General features: G+C 46.5%; 21 protein-coding genes. All 21 read left to right on the forward strand.

Features of this window, described 5'->3' with window-relative positions; genetic code table 11:
- The first annotated feature begins 1 nt into the window (after position 1).
- The 21 genes from ViNHUV68_RS04045 to fliJ all read left to right on the forward strand — a co-directional run bounded on the left by ViNHUV68_RS04045 (position 2) and on the right by fliJ (position 21,825).
- The gene (locus tag ViNHUV68_RS04045; protein WP_391089455.1) at positions 2-1,897 is read left to right on the forward strand and encodes a heme lyase CcmF/NrfE family subunit; all 1,896 of its coding nucleotides are present in this window, start codon (positions 2-4) and stop codon (positions 1,895-1,897) included.
- Positions 1,875-2,420, forward strand: coding sequence for a DsbE family thiol:disulfide interchange protein (locus tag ViNHUV68_RS04050; RefSeq protein ID WP_391089457.1), 546 nt, complete (start codon positions 1,875-1,877; stop codon positions 2,418-2,420). Before ViNHUV68_RS04045 ends, ViNHUV68_RS04050 begins: the two co-directional genes overlap by 23 nt.
- Positions 2,417-2,881, forward strand: coding sequence for a heme lyase NrfEFG subunit NrfF (gene nrfF, locus ViNHUV68_RS04055; protein WP_391089459.1), 465 nt, complete (start codon positions 2,417-2,419; stop codon positions 2,879-2,881). Before ViNHUV68_RS04050 ends, nrfF begins: the two co-directional genes overlap by 4 nt.
- Positions 2,882-2,976: 95 nt before the next feature.
- A complete protein-coding gene (locus ViNHUV68_RS04060) occupies positions 2,977-3,435 on the forward strand; it encodes a DUF2919 family protein (RefSeq protein WP_391089461.1) in 459 nt (152 codons plus the stop codon).
- A gap of 82 nt (positions 3,436-3,517) precedes the next feature.
- Positions 3,518-4,420: a Dyp-type peroxidase gene (locus tag ViNHUV68_RS04065; RefSeq protein ID WP_391089463.1), complete on the forward strand. Its 903-nt coding sequence runs from the start codon at positions 3,518-3,520 to the stop codon at positions 4,418-4,420.
- 123 nt (positions 4,421-4,543) lie between these two features.
- Positions 4,544-5,677 carry a flagellin gene (locus ViNHUV68_RS04070; RefSeq protein WP_391089465.1) on the forward strand — a complete coding sequence of 378 codons (1,134 nt, stop codon included), beginning with the start codon at positions 4,544-4,546 and terminating at the stop codon, positions 5,675-5,677.
- A gap of 246 nt (positions 5,678-5,923) precedes the next feature.
- The gene (locus ViNHUV68_RS04075; protein ID WP_038177105.1) at positions 5,924-7,057 is read left to right on the forward strand and encodes a flagellin; all 1,134 of its coding nucleotides are present in this window, start codon (positions 5,924-5,926) and stop codon (positions 7,055-7,057) included.
- A gap of 228 nt (positions 7,058-7,285) precedes the next feature.
- Positions 7,286-8,419, forward strand: coding sequence for a flagellin (locus ViNHUV68_RS04080; RefSeq protein WP_100753284.1), 1,134 nt, complete (start codon positions 7,286-7,288; stop codon positions 8,417-8,419).
- A 71-nt stretch (positions 8,420-8,490) separates the two neighbouring features.
- A complete protein-coding gene (flaG, locus tag ViNHUV68_RS04085; RefSeq protein WP_038177103.1) occupies positions 8,491-8,919 on the forward strand; it encodes a flagellar protein FlaG in 429 nt (142 codons plus the stop codon).
- A gap of 19 nt (positions 8,920-8,938) precedes the next feature.
- A complete protein-coding gene (gene fliD / locus ViNHUV68_RS04090; protein ID WP_391089468.1) occupies positions 8,939-10,957 on the forward strand; it encodes a flagellar filament capping protein FliD in 2,019 nt (672 codons plus the stop codon).
- A complete protein-coding gene (locus tag ViNHUV68_RS04095; protein WP_391089470.1) occupies positions 10,947-11,270 on the forward strand; it encodes a flagellar protein FliT in 324 nt (107 codons plus the stop codon). Before fliD ends, ViNHUV68_RS04095 begins: the two co-directional genes overlap by 11 nt.
- 15 nt (positions 11,271-11,285) lie before the next feature.
- Positions 11,286-11,696, forward strand: coding sequence for a flagellar export chaperone FliS (fliS, locus tag ViNHUV68_RS04100; protein ID WP_038177100.1), 411 nt, complete (start codon positions 11,286-11,288; stop codon positions 11,694-11,696).
- 266 nt (positions 11,697-11,962) lie between these two features.
- Positions 11,963-13,429 (forward strand): sigma-54 dependent transcriptional regulator, encoded by a 1,467-nt coding sequence (locus ViNHUV68_RS04105; RefSeq protein ID WP_038177099.1) that lies wholly within the window; start codon positions 11,963-11,965, stop codon positions 13,427-13,429.
- Between the two features lie 121 nt (positions 13,430-13,550).
- Entirely contained in the window at positions 13,551-14,609 is a 1,059-nt protein-coding gene (locus ViNHUV68_RS04110) for a PAS domain-containing sensor histidine kinase (protein ID WP_038177098.1), read from the forward strand.
- 2 nt (positions 14,610-14,611) lie between these two features.
- Positions 14,612-16,015: a sigma 54-interacting transcriptional regulator gene (locus ViNHUV68_RS04115; protein ID WP_391089473.1), complete on the forward strand. Its 1,404-nt coding sequence runs from the start codon at positions 14,612-14,614 to the stop codon at positions 16,013-16,015.
- Between the two features lie 96 nt (positions 16,016-16,111).
- The gene (gene fliE, locus ViNHUV68_RS04120; RefSeq protein ID WP_391089475.1) at positions 16,112-16,423 is read left to right on the forward strand and encodes a flagellar hook-basal body complex protein FliE; all 312 of its coding nucleotides are present in this window, start codon (positions 16,112-16,114) and stop codon (positions 16,421-16,423) included.
- 17 nt (positions 16,424-16,440) lie between these two features.
- On the forward strand, positions 16,441-18,186 hold the full coding sequence (gene fliF, locus ViNHUV68_RS04125) for a flagellar basal-body MS-ring/collar protein FliF (RefSeq protein WP_038177091.1): 1,746 nt from the start codon (positions 16,441-16,443) through the stop codon (positions 18,184-18,186).
- Entirely contained in the window at positions 18,179-19,234 is a 1,056-nt protein-coding gene (gene fliG, locus ViNHUV68_RS04130) for a flagellar motor switch protein FliG (RefSeq protein ID WP_038177089.1), read from the forward strand. Before fliF ends, fliG begins: the two co-directional genes overlap by 8 nt.
- Positions 19,235-19,255: 21 nt before the next feature.
- A complete protein-coding gene (gene fliH, locus ViNHUV68_RS04135; RefSeq protein ID WP_038177086.1) occupies positions 19,256-20,056 on the forward strand; it encodes a flagellar assembly protein FliH in 801 nt (266 codons plus the stop codon).
- Positions 20,056-21,378: a flagellar protein export ATPase FliI gene (gene fliI / locus ViNHUV68_RS04140; RefSeq protein ID WP_038177084.1), complete on the forward strand. Its 1,323-nt coding sequence runs from the start codon at positions 20,056-20,058 to the stop codon at positions 21,376-21,378. The genes fliH and fliI overlap by 1 nt, the downstream gene beginning before the upstream one ends.
- A gap of 6 nt (positions 21,379-21,384) precedes the next feature.
- On the forward strand, positions 21,385-21,825 hold the full coding sequence (fliJ, locus tag ViNHUV68_RS04145) for a flagellar export protein FliJ (RefSeq protein ID WP_038177082.1): 441 nt from the start codon (positions 21,385-21,387) through the stop codon (positions 21,823-21,825).
- Positions 21,826-21,929 lie beyond the last annotated feature (104 nt).

Consider the following 21,929-nt stretch of genomic DNA (forward strand, 5'->3'; position numbering starts at 1 on the left):
TATGTTCGGAGAGATAGGGCATTTTGCACTGGTGTGGATTGCGATATCGAGCAGTATTAGCTCGACCTTGTACGCTTGGCAAAAGTGGCATATTCGTCAACGCCCATTCTCGCTTTCTTTTCTCGCTAAACTCAATGGTGCCGTTGCGCTGTTGAGTTTGGTGCTTCTCGCTTATCTGTTTATCTCTGATCAGTTCCACTTTCAATATGTTGCCTCGCACTCTAATTCAGCCTTGCCATTGGCCTTCAAAATTGCTGCTGTTTGGGGAGGGCATGAAGGTTCGATGTTGTTTTGGGTGTTTACCTTAGCATTGTGGTCCGCTTTTATTAGCTGTCTTCATCGGACTAAAAAAGCCTACTTACAAGATGTACTCTGGATCATGGGGCTCTTTGTTGGTGTGTTTGCTTGGTTTACTTTAGTCACCTCTAACCCGTTTACTTACTCTCAAGTTTGGCTAGAGCAGGGGCGCGATCTCAATCCAATGTTGCAGGATGTTGGTTTGATATTTCATCCACCACTGCTTTATCTTGGGTACATTGGTTTTTCAACGGTATTAGCCTTTGCCCTAGCGGCGTTAATGCAGCCTCAAATCAATCAGCATTGGGTCGCGTTAGCTAGGCCGTGGGCAGTATCGGCTTGGGCATTTTTGACCTTAGGTATATTGGTGGGTGCATGGTGGGCATACAATGAGCTAGGCTGGGGCGGGTGGTGGTTTTGGGACCCGGTTGAAAACGCGTCGTTATTACCTTGGCTTACTGGAACCGCTTTGCTTCATGCGTTAGTCGCTGCAAATCATCAACAACAACAGAGGTTCTGTGCCTTGGTATTAGCCTTGGTAACTTTTAGCCTGAGTATTCTCGGCACTTTTATTGTTCGTTCTGGTGTATTGACCTCGGTGCATGCCTTTGCGGTTGACCCGGGTAAGGGTATTACCTTGCTTGCGATCATGGTGGTAACTTTGATTGCAGGGTTTAGTTTACTGTTTATGCGCGCTGAACAAATCATTAGCCGACCAATTGTCTCGATTGTAAGTCGAAATTATTTGACTTTAAGTGCGGTTGGGTTGTTGGTCGTTGCCAGTTTTACTGTCTTTCTGGGCACTTTCTATCCTATGTTATACGAGCTGTTCGGCTTGGGGGCAATTTCTGTTGGTGCGCCATATTTTAATACCCTGTTTACGCCACTGACGCTGATAGCTTTAAGCTTAATGGGAGCGGTTCCTTTCCTTAAATGGCAGCATGGAAACTATTTTAGCACGATAAAAATGGCTGCATTGTTTGCCGTTTGTCTATCAATCGGTGCGCTACTGTATTGGTTCCAAGTCGCAAACTTCTCACTGTCGGTTGCGCTCACTTGGGGGTTAGCAATCTGGGTTTTGGGGAGCCATAGTTTACTCGCTCTTCGTCAAACTCGGTTATCTTTTATGGTGGCGGCTCATATTGGGCTTGCCATCAGCGCGGTTGGCGCCATGATGCATGCCGAGCATTCGTTTGAATTGAACCGGAAGATGTCACCGGGTTCAGTGGTGGAACTTACTGATGGTCAAATAAATTATCAGCGTACTGATTGGGTGATTGGTCCCAATTATACTGCCGAGCGAGCAGTGTTAACGCTTCAACAAGCGAACAAAAGCTATCAGTTTACCCCCGAGCGACGCCATTATCCGGTTCGAGTGATGAATATGAGTGAACCGGCAATACAGACCTTTTGGCACGGTGACTACTACATCACATTGGGCAGTAAAGTCGATACACACTCGTATGCAGTTAAAATACAATATAAATCCTACATGAGCTGGGTTTGGGGTGGGGCGATTGTTGCAATTCTCGGCGCGCTGATGTCTTTGGTTAAGTGGCAAGTAAGTAGAGGCCGTTATGTTACAGTCGAGCAAGTTTAAAATTACGTTGTTTGTTATTGGTTTACTCTGTTTTGTCGTTATCCTTGTCGTCAGCTTAAAGACCCAACAAATGGGGCCACAATCACAGTTAGTGGTGCGCCAATTCCCCATCACTTCAGTTGAATTGCTAGAACCCGATAATGCTAGCCATCAGTCAAGCGGTGAATTGTTTACACAGCAATATCAGTTGGTCAATGTGTGGGCCTCGTGGTGTGGTATTTGCCGTCAAGAACATGCTTATCTTAACCTGCTGGCTGAGCAGCAGGTGACGATTATCGGTCTTAACTATCGCGACACACGCTCTGCCGCTCTCAACTATATCGCCAACTTAGGCAGCCCATATCAACATATCGTATTTGATCCAAAAGGAAAACTAGCCCTCGATTTGGGTGTCGTTGGTACCCCTGAAACCTACTTAGTAAACCAAGCTGGCGAGATAATATATAAGCACTTAGGTGCACTTGATGAACGGGTATGGCAACAACATTTTGCGGCTTACTTCGTTAAGGGAGCTAATGGATGAAAACGAATAGATCGTTGGTGACCTTAGTTCTAAGTTTTTTTGTGGCTGGTTTAATGGCGACTCAGCTTAATGCTGCCGAGCAGACTTTGTTCGTTGCGGCCACCAATGAACAACAGGTGCAGGTGGAGTTATTTGAGTTTCAGTCACCACAGAAGCAGCAGCAAGCCATCGAACTGGCGAAATCATTACGCTGCCCACAATGTCAAAATCAAAACTTAGTTGAGTCCAATTCGCCGATTGCCAAAGACTTGCGGCTTATTGTTTATCAAATGATTGACCAAGGACAGAGTGACCAAGCGGTTATTGATTTCATGACGCAACGCTATGGCGAGTTTGTTCGTTATAAGCCGGAGTTTAGCTTGGCTAACTCATTACTCTGGTTGGCTCCGATTATATTGTTAGTTGTTTTTGTTACTTTTTCTGTATGGCGGATTCGTCAGCGCAATCAGCCGCTAACTTAGCCTGCTAGTCTCAGACAAGATGACAATATTCTGATAGAAAATTGTGCTTATTGGGTTAAAGTAATGGATTGATAACAGACAGTAGTTAGATATCAGTGCGTTACGCAATAGATCAATATGATAAACATGGCTTTTTAAAAGCCCCAAAGCTACTTTGGTTAGGTTGGTTATTGTTAGCCAAAGCTTGGGTCGTTTTTGTCGTGGCAGGTGCCAGTCGAGAGAGTGGCAGTAAGATTCTTGCGATAGTCTATCCGGATCATACCATGCTATATCTCGGTTTAGCGATGGGCGTCCCCAGTATTTTACTGTTGTGGCTTTTCGGCCTGCGCAGCCCAGAGAGGCGCTGGGTAAACCACATAGTGGCGTGGGGAAAACCCATTACACTGGTCACCGCGTTAGCGCAACTCTCTCAATCTATCTATCACGTCTATTTGCTTCATGGTGCATTCAGTTGGACTAATGGCGTCGTGATGTTGCTCTTACTGTGGTTTATTCTTTATGTTGCCAATAGCCGCAGTGTGAAAGACAGTTTTGTTGCGCCCCCTACACAGTGATCAAAGTAGCGATGATCGGTGTCAATGCATGGTAAGTAAAACCCAATACACTGAGCCAAAATAATAATAGTGAGGAGTAATCATGTCACAGTCTCAAAGCGCCATTCTTCCTGAATCGGGGCCTTTTGCTCAATATACCTTACTTAAGGTCAAGCAAAATCCGCAAGCAGTGCTAGAGCAATTGCAAGCATTGCCAACCTTGGTCGAAGATCTTAATGCCCAGCAACCTGGCGCGCAACTAACGTTATCACTCGCGTTCAGTAAAACCTTTTGGCAGCAGCTCAATCAACCAATCCCAGATGAGTTGATTGATTTTCCAGCGTTAGGTGAAGGGGACGTCGTGGCACCAAGTACAGAAGTTGATGTGTTAATTCACTGTCACTCTAATCGTCATGACCTCCATTTCTACTTACTGCGTAAGCTGTTTGAACACATCAGCGACAACGTTACGGTTGTAGATGAAACTTATGGCTATCGTTATCTTGATTCTCGCGATATGACCGAGTTTGTCGATGGGACGGAAAACCCGAAAGCGGCGCAGCGTGAAGAAGTGGCGATCATTCCAGAAGGTGAGTTTGCTGGTGGCAGCTATGTTATGGTGCAACGCTTTATTCATAACCTACCAGCGTGGAATCGACTCAATGTATCGGCGCAAGAAAAAGTGATTGGCCGCACTAAACTGGATTCGGTTGAATTAGACGATGTGCCTGCTGCGTCCCACGTGGGCCGTGTCGACATTAAACAAGACGGTAAGGGGCTGAAAATCCTTCGCCACAGCTTACCGTATGGCAGCGTATCAGGTGATCACGGTCTGTTATTTATCGCTTACTGCAATCGACTGCACAATTTTAAAACCATGCTTGAGAGTATGTATGGTGACACCGACAGTAAAACCGATCAGTTATTGCGCTTTACGCGAGCGGTGACGGGGGCGTATTTCTTTGCGCCGTCAAGTGAGATGCTGCGCGCTTTGCAAGTGAGTTAATCACGCGTGTCGTAAATGAACAAATAGCCAGCCGAGCCTAACCGCTCGGCTTTTTTGTTTTTCGACTAAAGAAATTCAGCTTGAGCCGATACAGAGAGTACCCCATGGAGGAAAGCATTTGTTATGGCCATTACTGTGAATACTAATGTTTCTGCAATGACTGCGCAGCGTCACTTGACCAATGCGACCGATTTGTTGAACCAATCTCTGGAGAGGCTCTCTTCAGGGAATCGCATTAATAGTGCCAAAGATGATGCTGCCGGGTTACAAATATCTAATCGGCTTGAGTCGCAAATGAGTGGTCTAGATGTTGCGATGAGAAATGCCAACGATGGTATTTCGATCATGCAGACCGCTGAAGGCGCGATGCATGAGAGCACAAATATCTTACAACGGATGCGTGATCTCTCGTTGCAATCGGCAAACGGCTCAAATAGTCGTGCTGAACGTGATGCCCTACAAGAAGAAATGACAGCTTTAAATGATGAATTGAACAGAATTGCTGAAACCACCTCTTTTGGTGGTCGAAAATTGCTCAATGGTTCATTTGCTTCCTCATCTTTTCAAATTGGGGCAAGTTCTGGCGAAGCGGTCCAAGTGGCGCTGAAAAATATGCGTTCAGACAGTGTAGCCATGGGGGGATTCAGTTATGTTGCGGCGGCTAAGACCGACAGCAATTGGCAAGTCACGCAGGGCAGTCATAAATTGGTGATGCAATACACCAATGCTCAGGGGCAGCAAGAAAGCATCAATATCACGGCCAAAATCGGCGACGATATTGAACAGTTGGCGACTTACATCAATGGCCAAACCGATAAAGTGTCGGCTTCGGTCAATGAAGAGGGGCAGCTGCAACTGTTCATGGCTGGTGAGCAAACCTCGGGCACGATTTCGTTTTCAGGCAACCTCGCCAACCAGCTGAATCTCAACCTATCAGGTTATGAAGCGGTTGATAACTTAGATATTTCTAAAGTAGGTGGGGCTCAGAGAGCGGTGTCGGTTATTGATACCGCGCTCAAGTATGTTGATAGTCATCGCGCAGAACTGGGGGCGATGCAAAATCGCTTTAATCATGCGATCAACAATTTGTCGAACGTTAATGAGAATTTGTCGGCATCGAATAGTCGGATTAAAGATACCGACTATGCCAAAGAGACCACGCAAATGGTCAAGCAGCAAATTCTTCAGCAAGTCAGTACTTCTATTCTTGCGCAGGCCAAGCAGCAACCTAACTTAGCTTTGACCTTATTGGGGTAATTCTCAAAAAAGAGAATGGTATCGACAGGAAAAAATAAATCTTTAGCGAAAAATACGCTTTTTTAAATGTTTTTCCTTGTTGGTCACGCTTTCTCTTCCAAACGAACTTTTTTTAAAAAATTCTCAAAAAATTACTCAAGGTTTCGCAAAGCGTGCCGTTAATAAATGTAACTTTTGAGAGAACTACTTTGGTTTTCCGAGACGTCGGAAACCGGAAATATCGGAAAATCAAACGGAGAAATCACCATGGCAGTTAATGTAAATACAAACGTAGCAGCAATGACAGCACAACGTTACCTAAACGGTGCGAACAACGCTCAACAAGCATCAATGGAGCGTTTGTCATCAGGCTTCAAGATCAACAGTGCAAAAGACGATGCAGCGGGTCTACAAATTTCGAACCGCTTAAACGTACAAAGCCGTGGTCTTGACGTTGCAGTACGTAACGCGAACGACGGTATCTCTATCGCGCAAACTGCTGAAGGCGCGATGAATGAGACAACCAATATTCTTCAACGTATGCGTGACCTATCGCTACAATCTGCAAACGGTTCAAACTCTAAGTCTGAGCGTGTTGCGATTCAAGAAGAAGTCACAGCGCTAAATGATGAGCTTAACCGTATCGCCGAAACCACATCATTTGGTGGTAACAAGCTACTTAACGGTACGTTCACAACCAAGTCTATGCAAATTGGTGCCGACAACGGTGAAGCAGTAATGCTGACCCTGAATGACATGCGCTCAGACAACGTTGGCATGGGTGGTACTAGCTACCAAGCAACAGAAGGTAAAGATAAAAACTGGACAGTTGCAACAGGTGCAAACGACCTTGCCATCACTTTGACTGACAAAAGCGGTCAAGAGCAAACCATTAATATCAATGCAAAACAAGGCGATGATATTGAAGAACTTGCCACATACATCAACGGTCAAACAGACATGGTTAAAGCGTCTGTAAACGAAGATGGTCAGCTACAAGTGTTTGCTGGTGCAAACAAAGTTGACGGCGCCGTTTCTTTTGCTGGTGGCTTAGCGGGCGAGCTAAACATGGGTGAAGGTAAAGCCGTAACCGTTGATGTGATTGACGTAACGTCGGTTGGTGGCGCGCAAGAATCGGTAGCGATTGTTGATGCAGCACTACAATATGTAGATAGCCACCGTGCAGAACTCGGTGCTTTCCAAAACCGCTTCAGCCACGCTATCAGCAACTTGGACAACATCAATGAGAACGTGAACGCTTCGAAGAGCCGTATCAAAGATACCGACTTCGCGAAAGAAACAACCGCGCTAACCAAAACGCAAATTCTTTCTCAAGCTTCAAGCTCAATTCTTGCTCAAGCGAAGCAGGCACCAAACTCGGCACTCAGCCTACTCGGTTAATTAACCGTCTATCGAAAAAAATCCAGCTTCGGCTGGATTTTTTTGTTTCTGCTAACTAATTGATCTTATTGTCTAAATATCCATCAAGTCAAAAAAAGCGCAAAAAAGAACTATTTTTTTCTAAAGGTATTTTCTACAGGGCCGTTAAAGGATTGAGAGAAATGAGATGTGTTGAAGTGAGGTGAGAGACGCTGATACACATCGCCCTAATGCCTAAGGAGATCAAATATGGCAATTAACGTAAACACAAACGTGTCTGCGATGACTGCTCAGCGTTACCTTAACGGTGCGACTGATGGCATGCAGAAATCGATGGAGCGTCTATCCTCGGGGTACAAGATCAACAGTGCCCGAGATGACGCAGCTGGCCTTCAAATCTCAAATCGCTTGAACTCACAAAGCCGTGGTTTAGACATGGCGGTAAAAAATGCCAATGATGGTATTTCTATCGCTCAAACCGCTGAGGGTGCGATGAATGAGACCACCAACATTCTGCAACGTATGCGTGATTTGGCGTTGCAATCTTCAAATGGTTCTAACTCTCGTTCAGAGCGTGTTGCTATCCAAGAGGAAGTGACGGCACTGAATGACGAATTAAACCGTATTGCGGAAACCACATCTTTTGGTGGTAACAAGCTACTCAACGGGACCTTTGGTAGTCAGTCTTTCCAGATTGGTGCAAGTTCTGGTGAGGCGGTTCAGCTTTCAATGGGAAGTATGCGTTCTGACACCATGGATATGGGTGGTAAAGCGTATGTTGCTCAAGAAAGTAAAGCGGCTGATTGGGTGGTATCAGAAGGGACAACCGACTTAACTCTCAACTATACTGATGTTAATGGTGATGCTAAGGAGCTAACGATCAACGCTAAAGCTGGCGATGATATGGAGCAACTTGCCACTTACATTAACGGTCAAAGTGAGGACGTGAAAGCGTCTGTGGGTGAGGAAGGTAAATTGCAACTGTTTGCATCTACAAACAAGGTTGCAACAGACGTCACTATTGGTGGTGGATTAGGTGGTGAAATCGGTTTCGGCGCTGCGCAAGACAGAACCGTGGCGGATGTCGACGTTACTTCGGTTGCGGGCTCTCAGTTGGCAGTCTCTGTCATTGATGGTGCGCTGAAATCGGTGGATAGTCAGCGCGCAGAACTGGGTGCTTTCCAAAACCGTTTTGGCCATGCAATCAGTAACCTAGACAACATTAACGAAAATGTTAATGCGTCTCGTAGCCGGATTGTTGATACGGACTATGCCAAAGAAACGACGGCGATGACTAAGTCGCAGATTCTTCAGCAAGCGAGTACCTCTGTCCTAGCGCAAGCTAAGCAGTCTCCGTCGGCAGCTCTTAGCTTATTAGGTTAATCGATAGGTTCGATTGGAGCTTATTGGTACAACGTTATGTTGTGACCTGCTAAGGTGGAAGGGAGATCGTTATGGAAATACCATCCTACACATCGAACATCCAGCCTTATGGCTCAGAAAGTGGCACTAAACTTGCTTCAAAGTACGATGGTGTACAGCAAGTTTCCTCACCCAAGGAGCAAGTCTCTACCGCTGAGATAAGTGAGAAAACGAGTCAGTCGATAGAAAAAGCGATAGAAGCCTCGCAAGAGCGTGAAAAGCTAAATCGAGCTGAGCGTGAAAGGATTGTTCAACAGATGAATGATTTCATCTCGTCGATCAATAAAGGCTTGTCATTTCGTGTTGACGAAGAATCGGGCAGAGATGTTGTGACGATATACGAAGCGGATACTGGCGATATAATTCGTCAGATACCCGATGAGGAAATGTTGGAGATTTTACGGCGTTTAAGGGAGCAAACCGCTCGCTATTCGTCAGGTCTTGTAAACCAAATGGTGTAATCGTACTTGGAGTAGTTAGATGAGTTTTGGGCCTATAGGCATGAATTCTGGCATGGATATCAATTCTATGGTCAGCAAAATTGTTGATGCGGAGCGTGTTCCTAAACAGCAACGCATTGAGAATGAGCGGGCCGAGATTGATTCTAGTATCAGTGCCTATGGTCGACTCAGAGAGTCGCTGGATACGATGAAAAACTTGATGGCGAGCTTTCGTCAAGAGAAAGCATTCGCCGCAAGAACCGTGGATTCTACGGATGAAGCGGTTGTATCCGCGACGGCAACCACTGAAGCTATCGCTGGTCGATATGCTATCGATGTGTTGCAGCTTGCCCAAAGCCACAAAATTGCGTCGGATGTTCTTCCGCAAGACGCAAAATTTGGCCCGGGCAAGCTGCAGATTTCGCTGGGTGATAAAAACTTTTCCATCAACTTGCAGCAAGACTCGAAACTGGTTGATATCGTTCGAGGTATCAACAACAGTAAATCCAATCCGGGAGTTCGCGCCGCCGTTATTAACGACGTCGAGGGGCCGCGTTTGATCGTTGCTTCCAATGTATCTGGAGGAGACAACGATATCTCGATGCGCGTCGAGGCGCAGCCAGGCGACTCACTCAAAAAACTCGAATACAAAACCCTTGAGCAACGAGTGAAAGATCTCGAACGCGCCCGTGCGGCCGCTCAAGAGTTGATTTCTCCGCTAAACCCGGCAGAAAAGAAAGTTGCCGATAAAATCGCGCAAACAATCATCGATGCGGCAAAAGTTGTCGATCAAGAGATTGCCGAAACCTCAAAACAGGCGGCGATTAATGCCGATCCTAACGCCGTTAAAGAGGCGACGCCTGGTAATGAACTGTCTAATGCAGCGACAGCGGCAGCCGCTAATGCGGGAATACAAGCCAATAAATACCTCAAGCCTGAAGAACGTATTCCGGGTTGGAGTGAGACGGCGTCGGGGACCTTACTCGACTCATACTGGGAACCAGACCCTGAGCTCGATAACAAAGCTTTGGAAAAATCATCTGATGTGCCTGGCTGGAGCAATACCGCTTCGGGAACGCTGACCGATTCTTACGTAACACCTAAAGAAGCCCAAGCTAAGTTGGAGGCTGCAAAAGCCAACCTTGAGCAGCAAGTCGCGGACGAAAAAGCGCGCTTGGCTCAGCGAGTTGAAGCGGGTGAGCTTACGCCTGAACAGGCCAAGCAAATGGAGCGGGCTAAATTACCGCAAAAAGAACGTGAATATTTAGAGCGCATCGATCAAGCTCAGCGCGATCTCGATGCTGCTCAACAGTCGTTTGATACCTATCATGGTATGACCGAAGTGCAGTCAGCACAAGATGCCAAAGTGCTGCTCGATGGGGTCGCCCAGTTATCGAGTAGCAATAATATTATTGAAGATGCTATTGATGGCGTCGACTTGACCCTCAAAGGCCGTTCTCAGCCGGGTAAAGCCCCATCAGAAATTGATATCGAATATGACCGTCAGGGTGTGCGAGAAGACATCGAACAGTTCGTGGCAGCCTATAATCAGTTTTATCGAGTGACAAAAGAGCTCTCGAGTGTCGATCCAACCACAGGGATGGCGGGGCCGCTTTCGGGCGATAGCATTGTTCGCAGTGCAGATTCTCGCTTAAAATCGGTATTTTCTTCTCGCGTAGAGCCTGCACCTGAAGACTTAAAGTCATTAACTGAGTTTGGAGTTACCACAACTCGACAAGGCGACTTAGAAATCAACTATGACATGCTCGATAAACAGCTCAACAATAACTTCAACAAGTTAGCTGATTTTTTTGGGGGCAATCAAGGTTTTGCTAAAAAGGTTGAAGATGCAATCCAAGGTCTTACAGGGGTAACGGGTTCGATCCGTAACCGTGAACGGAGCATGATTGAGCGTAATTATCGACTTCAAGATGATCAGGCGGCACTGGATCGCCGCATGGAGAGCTTAGAAAATCGAACTCACGCCAAATTTACGGCGATGCAAGACGCCACCAGTAAAATGCAGTCTCAGTTGGCAGGGATGATGAATGCCCTTTGATAACCAATTTACGCGTGATTTAGCTCTTCTTGGTGATCTAGATCACAAAATAACTCAGGCTATCGTCGGCGAAGAACTAAGTGTTGAAGATATTGCACAACTTGTCGATACAAGGGAACAGATATTGCAAAGTTTACTTAGTGCAATTGAAGCTCAACCAGAGCTTAAAACATCACAACAGTGGCAAGATGCGGTAAAACGAACCGTCAATGTTGTGCAATTAATGCAAGATAAAACTGCTGAGTTTGGCCAAGCACTACAAAAATACCGTCGTGGTAAACGCTCGGTTCAGCAGTATCAGAAGTTTTTATAAATAAAGAGGTTTGTTATGCGTGGTTCACTTCAGGCTTACAAGAAGGTATCGGTTGATAGCCAGCTCAGTGCGGCCTCCCCGCATAAAATTGTTCAAATGTTAATGGCCGGTGCTATTGAACGTTTGATTCAAGGTAAAGCGGCGATGATGGCGGGAAATATTCCTGTCAAAGGTGAACGTTTTGGCAAAGCACTAGATATTATAATCAGCTTGCGTAGCTGTCTTTCAATGGATGATGGTGGAGATATCGCACAAAATCTCGATCAATTGTATGAATTTATGATCACTCAGATCACAGAAGCCAATCATCAAAATAACCCTCAACCGATTGATGATGTGATCGAGATCATCCGAGAAATTAAATCCGCGTGGGATCAGATTCCAAATGAATACCACAATTTGACTGCGGAAGATGTAGGTTTATAACCAATCGCCAATAAAGTGATTGATTAATAAGCAATATACTAAGTGTGAGCCAAATTGCTTTGGGCTAACATCACATCAAGTAATTGCTTGGTTGCCATATTTTTTTTATCAAATAGAATAGAAGCCACTAACTAGCCTAGTGGCTTTTTTTGTTGCTGAAATTTCTACATTGTCTAGCGAGCTATCTGAACTATAGTTATCAATATCAATCGTTAGAAACATAATCCAGCCACAACGTTTCATAATAAAGGCAAACATTCTCACCTATGCAAGGTTTAGCAAAACTACTCGTGATTGATGATGATGCGCAGGCGCGGACCAGTCTCAGTAATATTTTAGAATTTGTTGGAGAACAGTGTGAGGCGATATCTTCGCATCAGCTTGACGATCTAGATTGGTCTCAGGTGTGGGCTGGCTGTATTCTGGGTTCTTTGGACAGCAATCAATTTTCTGCTGAGCTGAGTAGCAAATTATCCCAAGCTAACCATATTCCGCTATTAATCGCTGGCAAGCATTCATACCCTGTTGATGAGTTAACTAACTATGTTGGTGAGCTCGAATACCCTCTTAACTATCCGCAGTTGAGTGAGGCTCTACGTCACTGCAAAGACTTTTTGGGACGTAAAGGGGTTAACGTTGCTGCGTCGTCACGTAAAAACACCCTGTTTAGAAGTTTAGTTGGCCAGAGCATGGGCATTAAAGATGTCCGTCATTTAATTGAGCAAGTCTCTGGCACAGAAGCCAATGTATTGATTTTGGGCGAGTCAGGTACTGGTAAAGAGGTCGTTGCACGTAATATTCACTATCATTCGGCGCGCCGTAATGGTCCTTTTGTGCCGATCAACTGTGGGGCTATTCCGCCGGATCTGTTGGAAAGTGAACTGTTTGGTCATGAGAAAGGCGCCTTTACCGGAGCGATAACCTCACGCAAAGGTCGTTTTGAATTGGCTGAAGGTGGCACACTTTTCTTGGACGAAATTGGTGACATGCCAATGCCGATGCAAGTTAAGCTTCTGCGCGTGTTGCAAGAGCGCAGTTTTGAGCGGGTGGGTGGCAATACCACGATTCGCGTCAATGTGCGCGTGATCGCGGCAACCCACCGTGATTTAGAATCGATGATTGAGGATCAATCCTTCCGTGAAGACCTTTACTACCGTCTGAACGTGTTTCCGATTGAAATGCCAGCGCTGCGCGATCGTAAAGATGACATCCCATTGCTACTGCAGGAATTAATGACGCGTATGGAGGCGGAAGGGGCACTGCCGATCTGCTTTACTCCACGTTCGATTAATTCGTTAATGGAACATGAATGGCATGGTAACGTGCGCGAGTTGGCTAACTTAGTCGAGCGTATGATCATTCTTTACCCTAATAGTCTGGTGGATGTGAATCATTTACCGACCAAATATCGTTACAGTGATATTCCTGAGTTCCAACCAGAATATAATCACCGTGGCTCAGTCGAAGAGCAAGAACGCGATGCTCTGCAGGATATTTTCTCAGAAGACTTTAGTATCGAGTCCAATGATATTTTCCAGCAGCATGACAATGCGCCGCAAAGTTTGCCACCGGAAGGGGTCAACTTGAAAGAGATGCTCGCTGATTTGGAAGTCAATATGATCAACCAAGCCTTAGACGCTCAAGGTGGCGTGGTTGCAAGAGCTGCAGATATGCTTGGTATGCGTCGTACCACGCTGGTAGAGAAGATGCGAAAGTACAATTTGCAACGATAAAGTGCTCAAATATTGACTGTCAATTTTTCGACTTATTGTTAAGTTTTTGAAAAATATAATAAATAGCCTGGCGTGCTTTTTGCATTACAGGCTATTGTAGTTTTTAAGGCAGAAATACGTCATGCATTCAACACCACCGATAGATAGCCCAAATCCGCTCGGCACACTTGAACAACAAGTCGTTCGTTATCAACAAGTGCTCGATGTGATGCCAGCAGGAGTAATACTGCTTGATACTCAAGGTATGGTGCAAGAAGCCAACCCAGAAGCGCGGCGTTTACTTGAAGTGCCACTGGTCGGTGAAAAGTGGTTTGAGGTGATTCAACAAGCGTTTTCACCACGTGAAGATGACGGCCACGAAATATCGCTGCGCAATGGTCGTAAAGTTCGTTTGGCGATTTCTGCGTCAGCAACGGGTCAGCTAATTTTGATTACCGACCTAACCGAAACGCGCTTATTGCAATCACGTATCAGTGACTTGCAACGTTTATCTTCATTGGGTCGGATGGTGGCCTCGTTGGCGCATCAGGTCAGAACCCCGCTCTCTAGCGCGATGCTATATGCCTCGAACCTTGGTGCGCCGAACTTACCTCCTGCGACTAAAGACCGTTTTCAGACTAAGCTGATGGATCGTCTGCACGATCTAGAAAAGCAGGTCAATGATATGTTGTTGTTTGCCAAAGGTGGCGACAATAAAGTCGTTAAACCATTCACCGTCGAAGAGTTAATGGCAGAGTTCTCACCGATGATTGAAACGGCGGTAAAAACCAACCAAATTGATTACCATCTCGAAGTTGAGCAGCAACAGACTCAGTTATTAGGCAACGCCAATGCGATAGCATCAGCCCTGAGCAACCTCGCGTTAAATGCGATTCAAATTGCAGGTAAAGGGTCACAATTGGATATTTTCTGTCGTGCCGTTAATGGCGAATTAAAAATATCGGTGCAAGACAGTGGGCCAGGCGTTCCAGTTGAACTGCAAAACAAGATTATGGAACCTTTTTTCACTACACGTTCGCAAGGTACTGGGCTAGGACTGGCCGTGGTACAGATGGTATGTCGCGCGCATGACGGAAGGTTAGAACTTATTTCACCGCAGGGGGAAGGGGCGTGCTTTACGATGTGTATTCCGCTTGAACGTCGCCCTGATGTTGACCAAGAACCAATGACTGGAGAATGACAATGGCTCAAAGCAAGGTCCTGATAGTAGAAGATGATGAAGGTCTACGCGAGGCTCTCGTCGATACGTTAGCGTTGGCAGGCTACGAGTGGCTCGAAGCAGATAGCGCAGAAGACGCTTTGGTCAAGCTTAAGTCAAACAGTGTCGATATTGTGGTATCTGATGTGCAAATGGCCGGTATGGGCGGTTTAGCCTTACTGCGTAACATTAAACAGCACTGGCCAAATCTTCCGGTATTGCTAATGACCGCGTACGCCAATATTGAAGATGCGGTATCGGCGATGAAAGACGGGGCGATTGATTACATGGCTAAGCCTTTTGCGCCTGAAGTCTTGCTCAATATGGTCAGCCGTTATGCTCCGGTTAAGTCGGACGATAATGGCGACGCTGTGGTCGCTGATGAAAAGAGTATTAAGCTACTTGCCTTGGCAGAGAAAGTTGCCAAAACCGACGCCAGTGTCATGGTGCTTGGGCCGAGTGGTTCAGGTAAAGAGGTGATGTCTCGCTATATTCACAATGCGTCTAATCGTAAAGATGGACCATTTGTCGCAATTAACTGCGCTGCGATTCCTGACAACATGTTAGAAGCGACCTTGTTTGGTTATGAAAAAGGAGCCTTTACCGGAGCGGTACAAGGGTGCCCAGGCAAGTTTGAACAGGCGCAAGGCGGAACTATTTTGCTTGATGAAATCAGTGAGATGGATTTGAATCTGCAAGCTAAACTCCTGCGCGTACTGCAAGAGCGCGAAGTGGAACGTCTTGGCAGTCGCAAGAGTATTAAACTAGATGTTCGCGTACTCGCGACCAGTAACCGTGACCTAAAACAGTACGTCAATCAAGGTAACTTCCGCGAAGATTTATATTATCGCCTTAATGTATTTCCAATAGCTTGGCCTGCACTTTGCGAGCGCCAAGGCGACATTGAACCACTGGCGAATCATCTCGTTGAACGCCATTGTCAAAAACTGGGAATGCCAGTACCAAGCGTGTCGGCTCAGGCCGTGAATAAACTTTTGTCTTACTCGTGGCCAGGTAATGTCCGTGAGCTTGATAACGTTATACAACGCGCGTTAATTTTAAGTGAAAATGACAATATTGGTGGCGAGCATATTCTGCTCGAGGGGCTAGATTGGCAAGATGCTTCAAGTTTACAAGTTGCGGTTGAAAGCAGTGATAGCATGGTGGCTCCAGACATTAAGCCAGTTGCTGAAATGACGAAAAATTTGACGTCGAGCATCGGTTTGGGTGGCGAGCTTAGAGATCAAGAGTTTGCGATTATTCTTGAAACGTTGGAAGAGTGTCACGGCCGTCGCAAAGAGATGGCGGAAAAATTGGGCATAAGCCCGCGTACTTTGCGCTACAAGTTAGCAAAAATGCGTGATGCCGGGATTGATATTCCCAACTAACGTGTTATTTTCCTGTAACGAGCGACGTGGCACAAGGATTGCAGCGTCATAAGTCCAGCACATGTTTATGTCAAAGAGTTGACAACCGAGGTTTTGATGAGAGTTGATGGTTTTCAAGGCGAAATGCAAGCGATGATGTTCGAAGCTACGGGAACTAAGCCTGGAGCAACCGGTCAATCTGTTGGCGCAGATTTTGGCCAGCTACTCAACAGCGCTATCAACAACGTTAATAGTCTCTCTAAAACATCGAGTAATATGCAGATGCGCTTTGATCGCGGTGATGCCGATGTCTCTCTTTCTGATGTAATGATCGCCCGAAACAAATCCAGCGTCGCTTTTGAAGCAACAATTCAAGTACGTAACAAGTTAGTTGAAGCGTATAAAGAATTGATGAATATGCCGGTTTAAGTAGTTAGGTACAGTCTGTGGCAGAGCAAAATCAATCAACGGATCTGGCAATTGCAGATGGCGGCGCAGACAGCGCAATGCTAACTGCAACCGATCTCGATACCAGTTCGCAAAATCCTGATTTGGATGAGAAGAGCAGTTCAAAATTTGATATGGCAGTCGGTGACCTCGATTTGCTGCGTCAGGTGGTGTTAGTCCTGTCCATTTCTATCTGTGTTGCCTTGATTGTCATGTTGTTCTTCTGGGTTAAAGAGCCAGAAATGCGTCCGTTAGGCGCGTATGAAACTGAAGAGCTGATCCCTGTCCTAGATTACCTCGATCAGCAAAAACTCGATTATAAACTTGATGGTAATACCATCCTTGTTCCAGCCAATGAATACAACAGCTTAAAGCTCAATATGGTCCGTGCTGGCCTTAATCAAGAGAAGCAAGCAGGCGATGAAATCTTATTGCAAGACATGGGCTTTGGTGTTTCTCAGCGTCTTGAGCAAGAGCGCTTAAAACTCAGCCGTGAGCGTCAGTTATCTAAAGCCATCGAAGAGATGAAGCAAGTACGTAAAGCACGTGTGTTGTTGGCATTGCCAAAACAGAGCGTGTTTGTTCGCCATAACCAAGAAGCGTCAGCATCGGTTTTCTTGACTCTAAAAACGGGTGCCAATCTTAAACAAGAAGAGGTCGATTCGGTCGTTGACATGGTCGCCAGCGCCGTGCCAGGTATGAAGCCAAACCGTATTACGGTAACGGACCAGCATGGTCGCCTGTTGAGCTCTGGCTCTCAAGACGCAGCTTCTACAGCGCGCCGCAAAGAACACGAGCTTGAACGTAAGCAAGAACAAGCACTGCGTGAAAAAATTGACTCTGTCCTGATCCCTATTTTGGGCTTTGGTAATTACACAGCCCAAGTCGATATCGAACTCGATTTCAGCGCTATTGAGCAGACACGCAAAAGTTTTGACCCTAACACCCCAGCGACTCGCAGTGAATATACGCTCGAAGATTACAACAATGGCAACGTTGTTGCTGGCGTCCCCGGCGCGTTAAGTAATCAGCCTCCAGCGGATGCCTCAATTCCACAAGATGTGGCGCAGATGAAAGACGGCAGTCTATTGGGCCAAGGTTCTGTGCACAAAGAAGCAACACGAAACTTTGAAATTGATACCACCATCAGTCATGAACGTCGACAAACCGGTATTGTGAATCGTCAGACGGTGGCAGTGGCGGTGAAAAATCGTGCGATAGTTAATCCAGAGACGGGTGAAACCAGCTACGAGCCAATTTCTGATGCTGAGCTAAACTCTATTAAACAGATGTTGATCGGCACGGTTGGTTTTAGCGAAGCGCGTGGTGATTTACTCAATGTACTAAGTATGCAGTTTGCTACTCCAGAAATGGAAGTCGTTGCAGACGTCCCTATTTGGGAACATCCGAACTTCAACGATTGGATTCGTTGGTTTGCCAGTGCGCTGGTTATCATTGTCGTGATTGTGGTATTGGTCCGTCCAGCCATGAAGAAACTGCTCAACCCTGCATCGGATGATGAAGATCAGTTGTATGGCCCAGATGGCCTGCCAATCGGTGCTGATGGTGAAACAAGCCTAATTGGTGGCGATTTAGATGGTGGTGAGTTATTTGAGTTTGGCTCAAGTATTGACTTGCCTAACTTACATAAAGACGAAGATGTGTTGAAAGCGGTTCGTGCACTGGTGGCTAACGAACCTGAGCTGGCAGCACAAGTTGTGAAGAATTGGATGCAGGATGCCTAACGAAATAGTGCCTCAAGGAGAGGGCGGTGAGGTAGTAGATAACACCGTGGATATATCAACCATTCCGGGTGAAGAGCGCGCGGCTATTCTTCTTCTTAGTTTAAATGAAGAAGATGCCGCAGGCATTATTCGCCATCTCGAACCTAAACAAGTTCAACGAGTGGGTAGCGCCATGGCGCGTGCTACCGACTTAAGTCAAGATAAAGTCGGTGCAGTACATCGAGCCTTCTTAGAAGACATTCAGAAGTACACCAATATTGGTATGGGCAGTGAAGACTTTATGCGCAACGCCTTGGTTGCGGCTCTGGGTGAAGACAAAGCAAGTAATCTTGTTGATCAAATCCTATTGGGAACGGGCTCTAAAGGCCTCGACTCGCTCAAATGGATGGATCCTCGTCAGGTTGCCAGCATTATTATCAACGAGCACCCCCAGATTCAAACCATCGTACTTTCATACCTTGAGCCTGACCAATCGGCAGAGATTTTATCTCAGTTTGCTGAGCGTGATCGCCTTGACTTGATGATGCGTATTGCGAACCTAGAAGAAGTTCAACCTTCTGCATTAGCAGAGCTGAATGAAATCATGGAGAAACAGTTCGCGGGTCAAGCGGGGGCACAAGCGGCCAAGATTGGTGGCCTGAAAGCGGCGGCCGAAATCATGAACTACATGGACAACAACGTCGAAGGTATCTTGATGGAGCAAATTCGCGATCAAGACGAAGACATGGCGACACAGATCCAAGATCTTATGTTCGTGTTCGAGAACCTTATCGAAGTCGACGATCAAGGTATTCAAAAACTGCTACGCGATGTTCCACAAGACGCATTGCAACGTGCCTTGAAAGGGGCCGACGATGCATTGCGTGACAAGATCTTCAAGAACATGTCCAAACGTGCTGCTGAAATGATGCGTGATGACCTTGAGGCGATGCCGCCGATTAAGGTTTCTGACGTAGAAGCTGCACAAAAAGAAGTCTTGGCAATTGCAAGGCGCATGGCTGACTCTGGTGAGTTGATGCTGGCTGGCGGCGCTGACGAATTCCTATAAGTCAATTAAGTAAAGGTGTCTATGTCTGGGGAAAGAAAACGCGGTTTTTTGCGTCTTGACGATGATGAACTGGTCGAAAAACCAGAGCGTTGGGGGATGCCTGATTACACGGCAGAGAGCCACAAGCAAGCAAAAGAAACGGCGCTGAACTACGACCCAAGTTGGATTCCTGTTGCGGAACCCGTTAAAGAAGAAGCGCCTAAAGAACTGACTAAAGAAGAAATCGAACTGATCAAGCAGCAAGCGCATCAGGAAGGTTTGCATCAAGGTCAGGAAGCGGGCTTCAAGCAAGGCTACGAAAAAGGCAAACAACAAGGCCTAGAAGAAGGTCATGCCGAGGGGCTTGAAACGGGCAAAGTCGAAGGCGTGGCCGCTGGACAAGAGTTTATCCAGCAGCAAGTACAAACCTTTGTCAATTTAGCCAATCAATTTGCCCAACCACTTGAGTTGATGAATGCTCAGGTCGAGAAACAACTCGTCGACATGGTACTGACTTTGGTCAAAGAGGTGGTACATGTCGAAGTTCAAACCAACCCTCAAGTCATCCTTGATACCATCAAACAATCGGTTGAATCGCTGCCTATTTCAGGCCATGCCATCACTTTGAAGCTTCATCCTGATGATGTTGAGATCATTCGCTCTTCCTATGGTGAAGAACAGCTGGATTTTCGTAACTGGACCTTGATGAGTGAACCGGCATTAAACCGTGGTGATGTTCAGATTGAAGCTGGTGAGTCGAGCGTCAACTACCGCATGGAAGATCGCATTCGTAGTGTTATTCAGAGCTTTTGTGGGGTGAATCGTCACCAAGGTGGTGAATAGTGCTTGCTTTAGCACAACGCCTCACGCAGTACAAAACCCAAGGGTTGACCTGCCGTCCCGTTGCATCTGGCAAATTAGTCCGGGTTGTTGGTTTGACGCTTGAAGCGACAGGATGTCGAGCGCCAATCGGTAGCTTATGTAGTGTGGAAACCATGCAAGGCGAAATGGAAGCCGAAGTGGTCGGTTTCTCTGGTGACAATCTCTACCTAATGCCAAGTGAACAGATCACGGGTGTCTTACCGGGCGCCAAAGTCACCCCATTGACCAGTGAAACGGGTTTAGCGGTCGGGATGGAGTTACTGGGCCGTGTGATTGATGGGGTTGGTAACCCACTTGATGGACTTGGTACTATTTATACCGACCAGCGCGCCCCGTTTAACGCAGAGCCGATTAACCCACTTGCCCGAAAACCGATCTCTGAGCCACTTGATGTTGGCATCAAAGCGATCAATGGTCTGCTTACGGTGGGCAAAGGCCAGCGTATTGGTCTATTTGCGGGCTCTGGTGTCGGTAAATCGGTCACCTTAGGGATGATGACGCGAGGCACAACGGCTCAAGTTGTTGTTGTCGGGCTGATCGGTGAGCGTGGTCGCGAAGTCAAAGAATTTATTGAAGAGATCTTAGGTGTCGATGGCCGTCAACGCTCGGTTGTGGTTGCGGCGCCTGCTGACTCCTCGCCGTTAATGCGCTTAAAAGGGTGTCAAACCGCCCTGACCGTCGCGGAGTATTTTCGCGACCAAGGGCTTGATGTACTGCTGTTAATGGACTCTTTAACTCGTTTTGCTCAAGCGCAACGTGAGATTGCCCTGTCGGTCGGTGAGCCTCCCGCAACCAAAGGTTATCCACCTTCAGTGTTTGCAAAGCTGCCTGCATTGGTAGAGCGTGCAGGGAATGGCAGCTCTGAACAAGGTTCAATTACGGCTTTCTTTACTGTCTTGACCGAAGGTGATGATCTGCAAGATCCGATAGCCGATGCATCACGCGCGATTCTTGATGGACATGTGGTGTTGTCGCGCGAAATGGCCGATGCTGGTCACTACCCTGCGATTGACGTCGAAAAATCGGTCAGCCGTGTCATGCCGCAAATTACGTCAGATGAACATATGTTGATGTCTAAAGCGGTTCGTCAGGTATTGTCGATTTGCCGTAAGAATCAAGATTTAGTCTCAATCGGGGCTTATAAGCCCGGAACCGATGCTGCGATTGATGGTGCTTTTACCCTCAAACCTAAGTTAGACACTTACTTGCAACAGAGTATGAAAGAGACCGTGCCTTACGATATGTGCGTCAACATGCTGCGTAACTTATTGCAAGGGGAGTAACCTGCGATGGAAAATGCATTAGAGTTTCTATTAGAACAAGCGAAAGAGCGCGAAAACCAAGCCGCTTTAGCGCTCGGCCAAGCTCGTAGTGAGCTTGAAGGATATTACCAGCAGCTCGAACAAATCGAAAAATATCGGCTTGATTATTGTCATCAGTTGGTAGACCGTGGTCAAAAAGGGTTAAATGCCAGTCAATACGCCCATTTAAATCGCTTCTTGACCACGCTCGACGAAACGCTGTCTAAGCAAAAACAAGCCGAGTCACACTTCAAAGATCAGGTGACTAATTGCGAGCAAAACTGGTTTGAGAGTCGCAAAAATCGCCGTTCTTACGAATGGTTGATTGAAAAGAAACACAATGAAAAGCAACGCGTACAGCATCAGCGTGAGCAAAAGCAGATGGACGAATTTTCCACACTGCAATTCAATCGTCGTCGTTTCAATTAATTTCATCTCGCATCGTTTGTGTTGCGCGCCTCACTTGCATTTTGGCTCACTTCTGGTGGCCTTTAGCTACTTCTTACAGTCTTTGGCTTATTTCTTGCAGCTTA

Origin of the sequence: Vibrio sp. NH-UV-68 (assembly GCF_042940635.1) — a bacterium.
Lineage (GTDB): Bacteria > Pseudomonadota > Gammaproteobacteria > Enterobacterales > Vibrionaceae > Vibrio > Vibrio pacinii.

Coding starts and splice junctions, on each gene's coding strand:
- ViNHUV68_RS04045 (WP_391089455.1), top strand. CDS start 2: ATGTTCGGAGAGATAGGGCATTTTGCACTGGTGTGGATTGCGATATCG.
- ViNHUV68_RS04050 (WP_391089457.1), top strand. CDS start 1,875: ATGTTACAGTCGAGCAAGTTTAAAATTACGTTGTTTGTTATTGGTTTA.
- nrfF (WP_391089459.1), top strand. CDS start 2,417: ATGAAAACGAATAGATCGTTGGTGACCTTAGTTCTAAGTTTTTTTGTG.
- ViNHUV68_RS04065 (WP_391089463.1), top strand. CDS start 3,518: ATGTCACAGTCTCAAAGCGCCATTCTTCCTGAATCGGGGCCTTTTGCT.
- ViNHUV68_RS04070 (WP_391089465.1), top strand. CDS start 4,544: ATGGCCATTACTGTGAATACTAATGTTTCTGCAATGACTGCGCAGCGT.
- ViNHUV68_RS04075 (WP_038177105.1), top strand. CDS start 5,924: ATGGCAGTTAATGTAAATACAAACGTAGCAGCAATGACAGCACAACGT.
- ViNHUV68_RS04080 (WP_100753284.1), top strand. CDS start 7,286: ATGGCAATTAACGTAAACACAAACGTGTCTGCGATGACTGCTCAGCGT.
- flaG (WP_038177103.1), top strand. CDS start 8,491: ATGGAAATACCATCCTACACATCGAACATCCAGCCTTATGGCTCAGAA.
- fliD (WP_391089468.1), top strand. CDS start 8,939: ATGAGTTTTGGGCCTATAGGCATGAATTCTGGCATGGATATCAATTCT.
- ViNHUV68_RS04095 (WP_391089470.1), top strand. CDS start 10,947: ATGCCCTTTGATAACCAATTTACGCGTGATTTAGCTCTTCTTGGTGAT.
- fliS (WP_038177100.1), top strand. CDS start 11,286: ATGCGTGGTTCACTTCAGGCTTACAAGAAGGTATCGGTTGATAGCCAG.
- ViNHUV68_RS04105 (WP_038177099.1), top strand. CDS start 11,963: ATGCAAGGTTTAGCAAAACTACTCGTGATTGATGATGATGCGCAGGCG.
- ViNHUV68_RS04110 (WP_038177098.1), top strand. CDS start 13,551: ATGCATTCAACACCACCGATAGATAGCCCAAATCCGCTCGGCACACTT.
- ViNHUV68_RS04115 (WP_391089473.1), top strand. CDS start 14,612: ATGGCTCAAAGCAAGGTCCTGATAGTAGAAGATGATGAAGGTCTACGC.
- fliE (WP_391089475.1), top strand. CDS start 16,112: ATGAGAGTTGATGGTTTTCAAGGCGAAATGCAAGCGATGATGTTCGAA.
- fliG (WP_038177089.1), top strand. CDS start 18,179: ATGCCTAACGAAATAGTGCCTCAAGGAGAGGGCGGTGAGGTAGTAGAT.
- fliH (WP_038177086.1), top strand. CDS start 19,256: ATGTCTGGGGAAAGAAAACGCGGTTTTTTGCGTCTTGACGATGATGAA.
- fliJ (WP_038177082.1), top strand. CDS start 21,385: ATGGAAAATGCATTAGAGTTTCTATTAGAACAAGCGAAAGAGCGCGAA.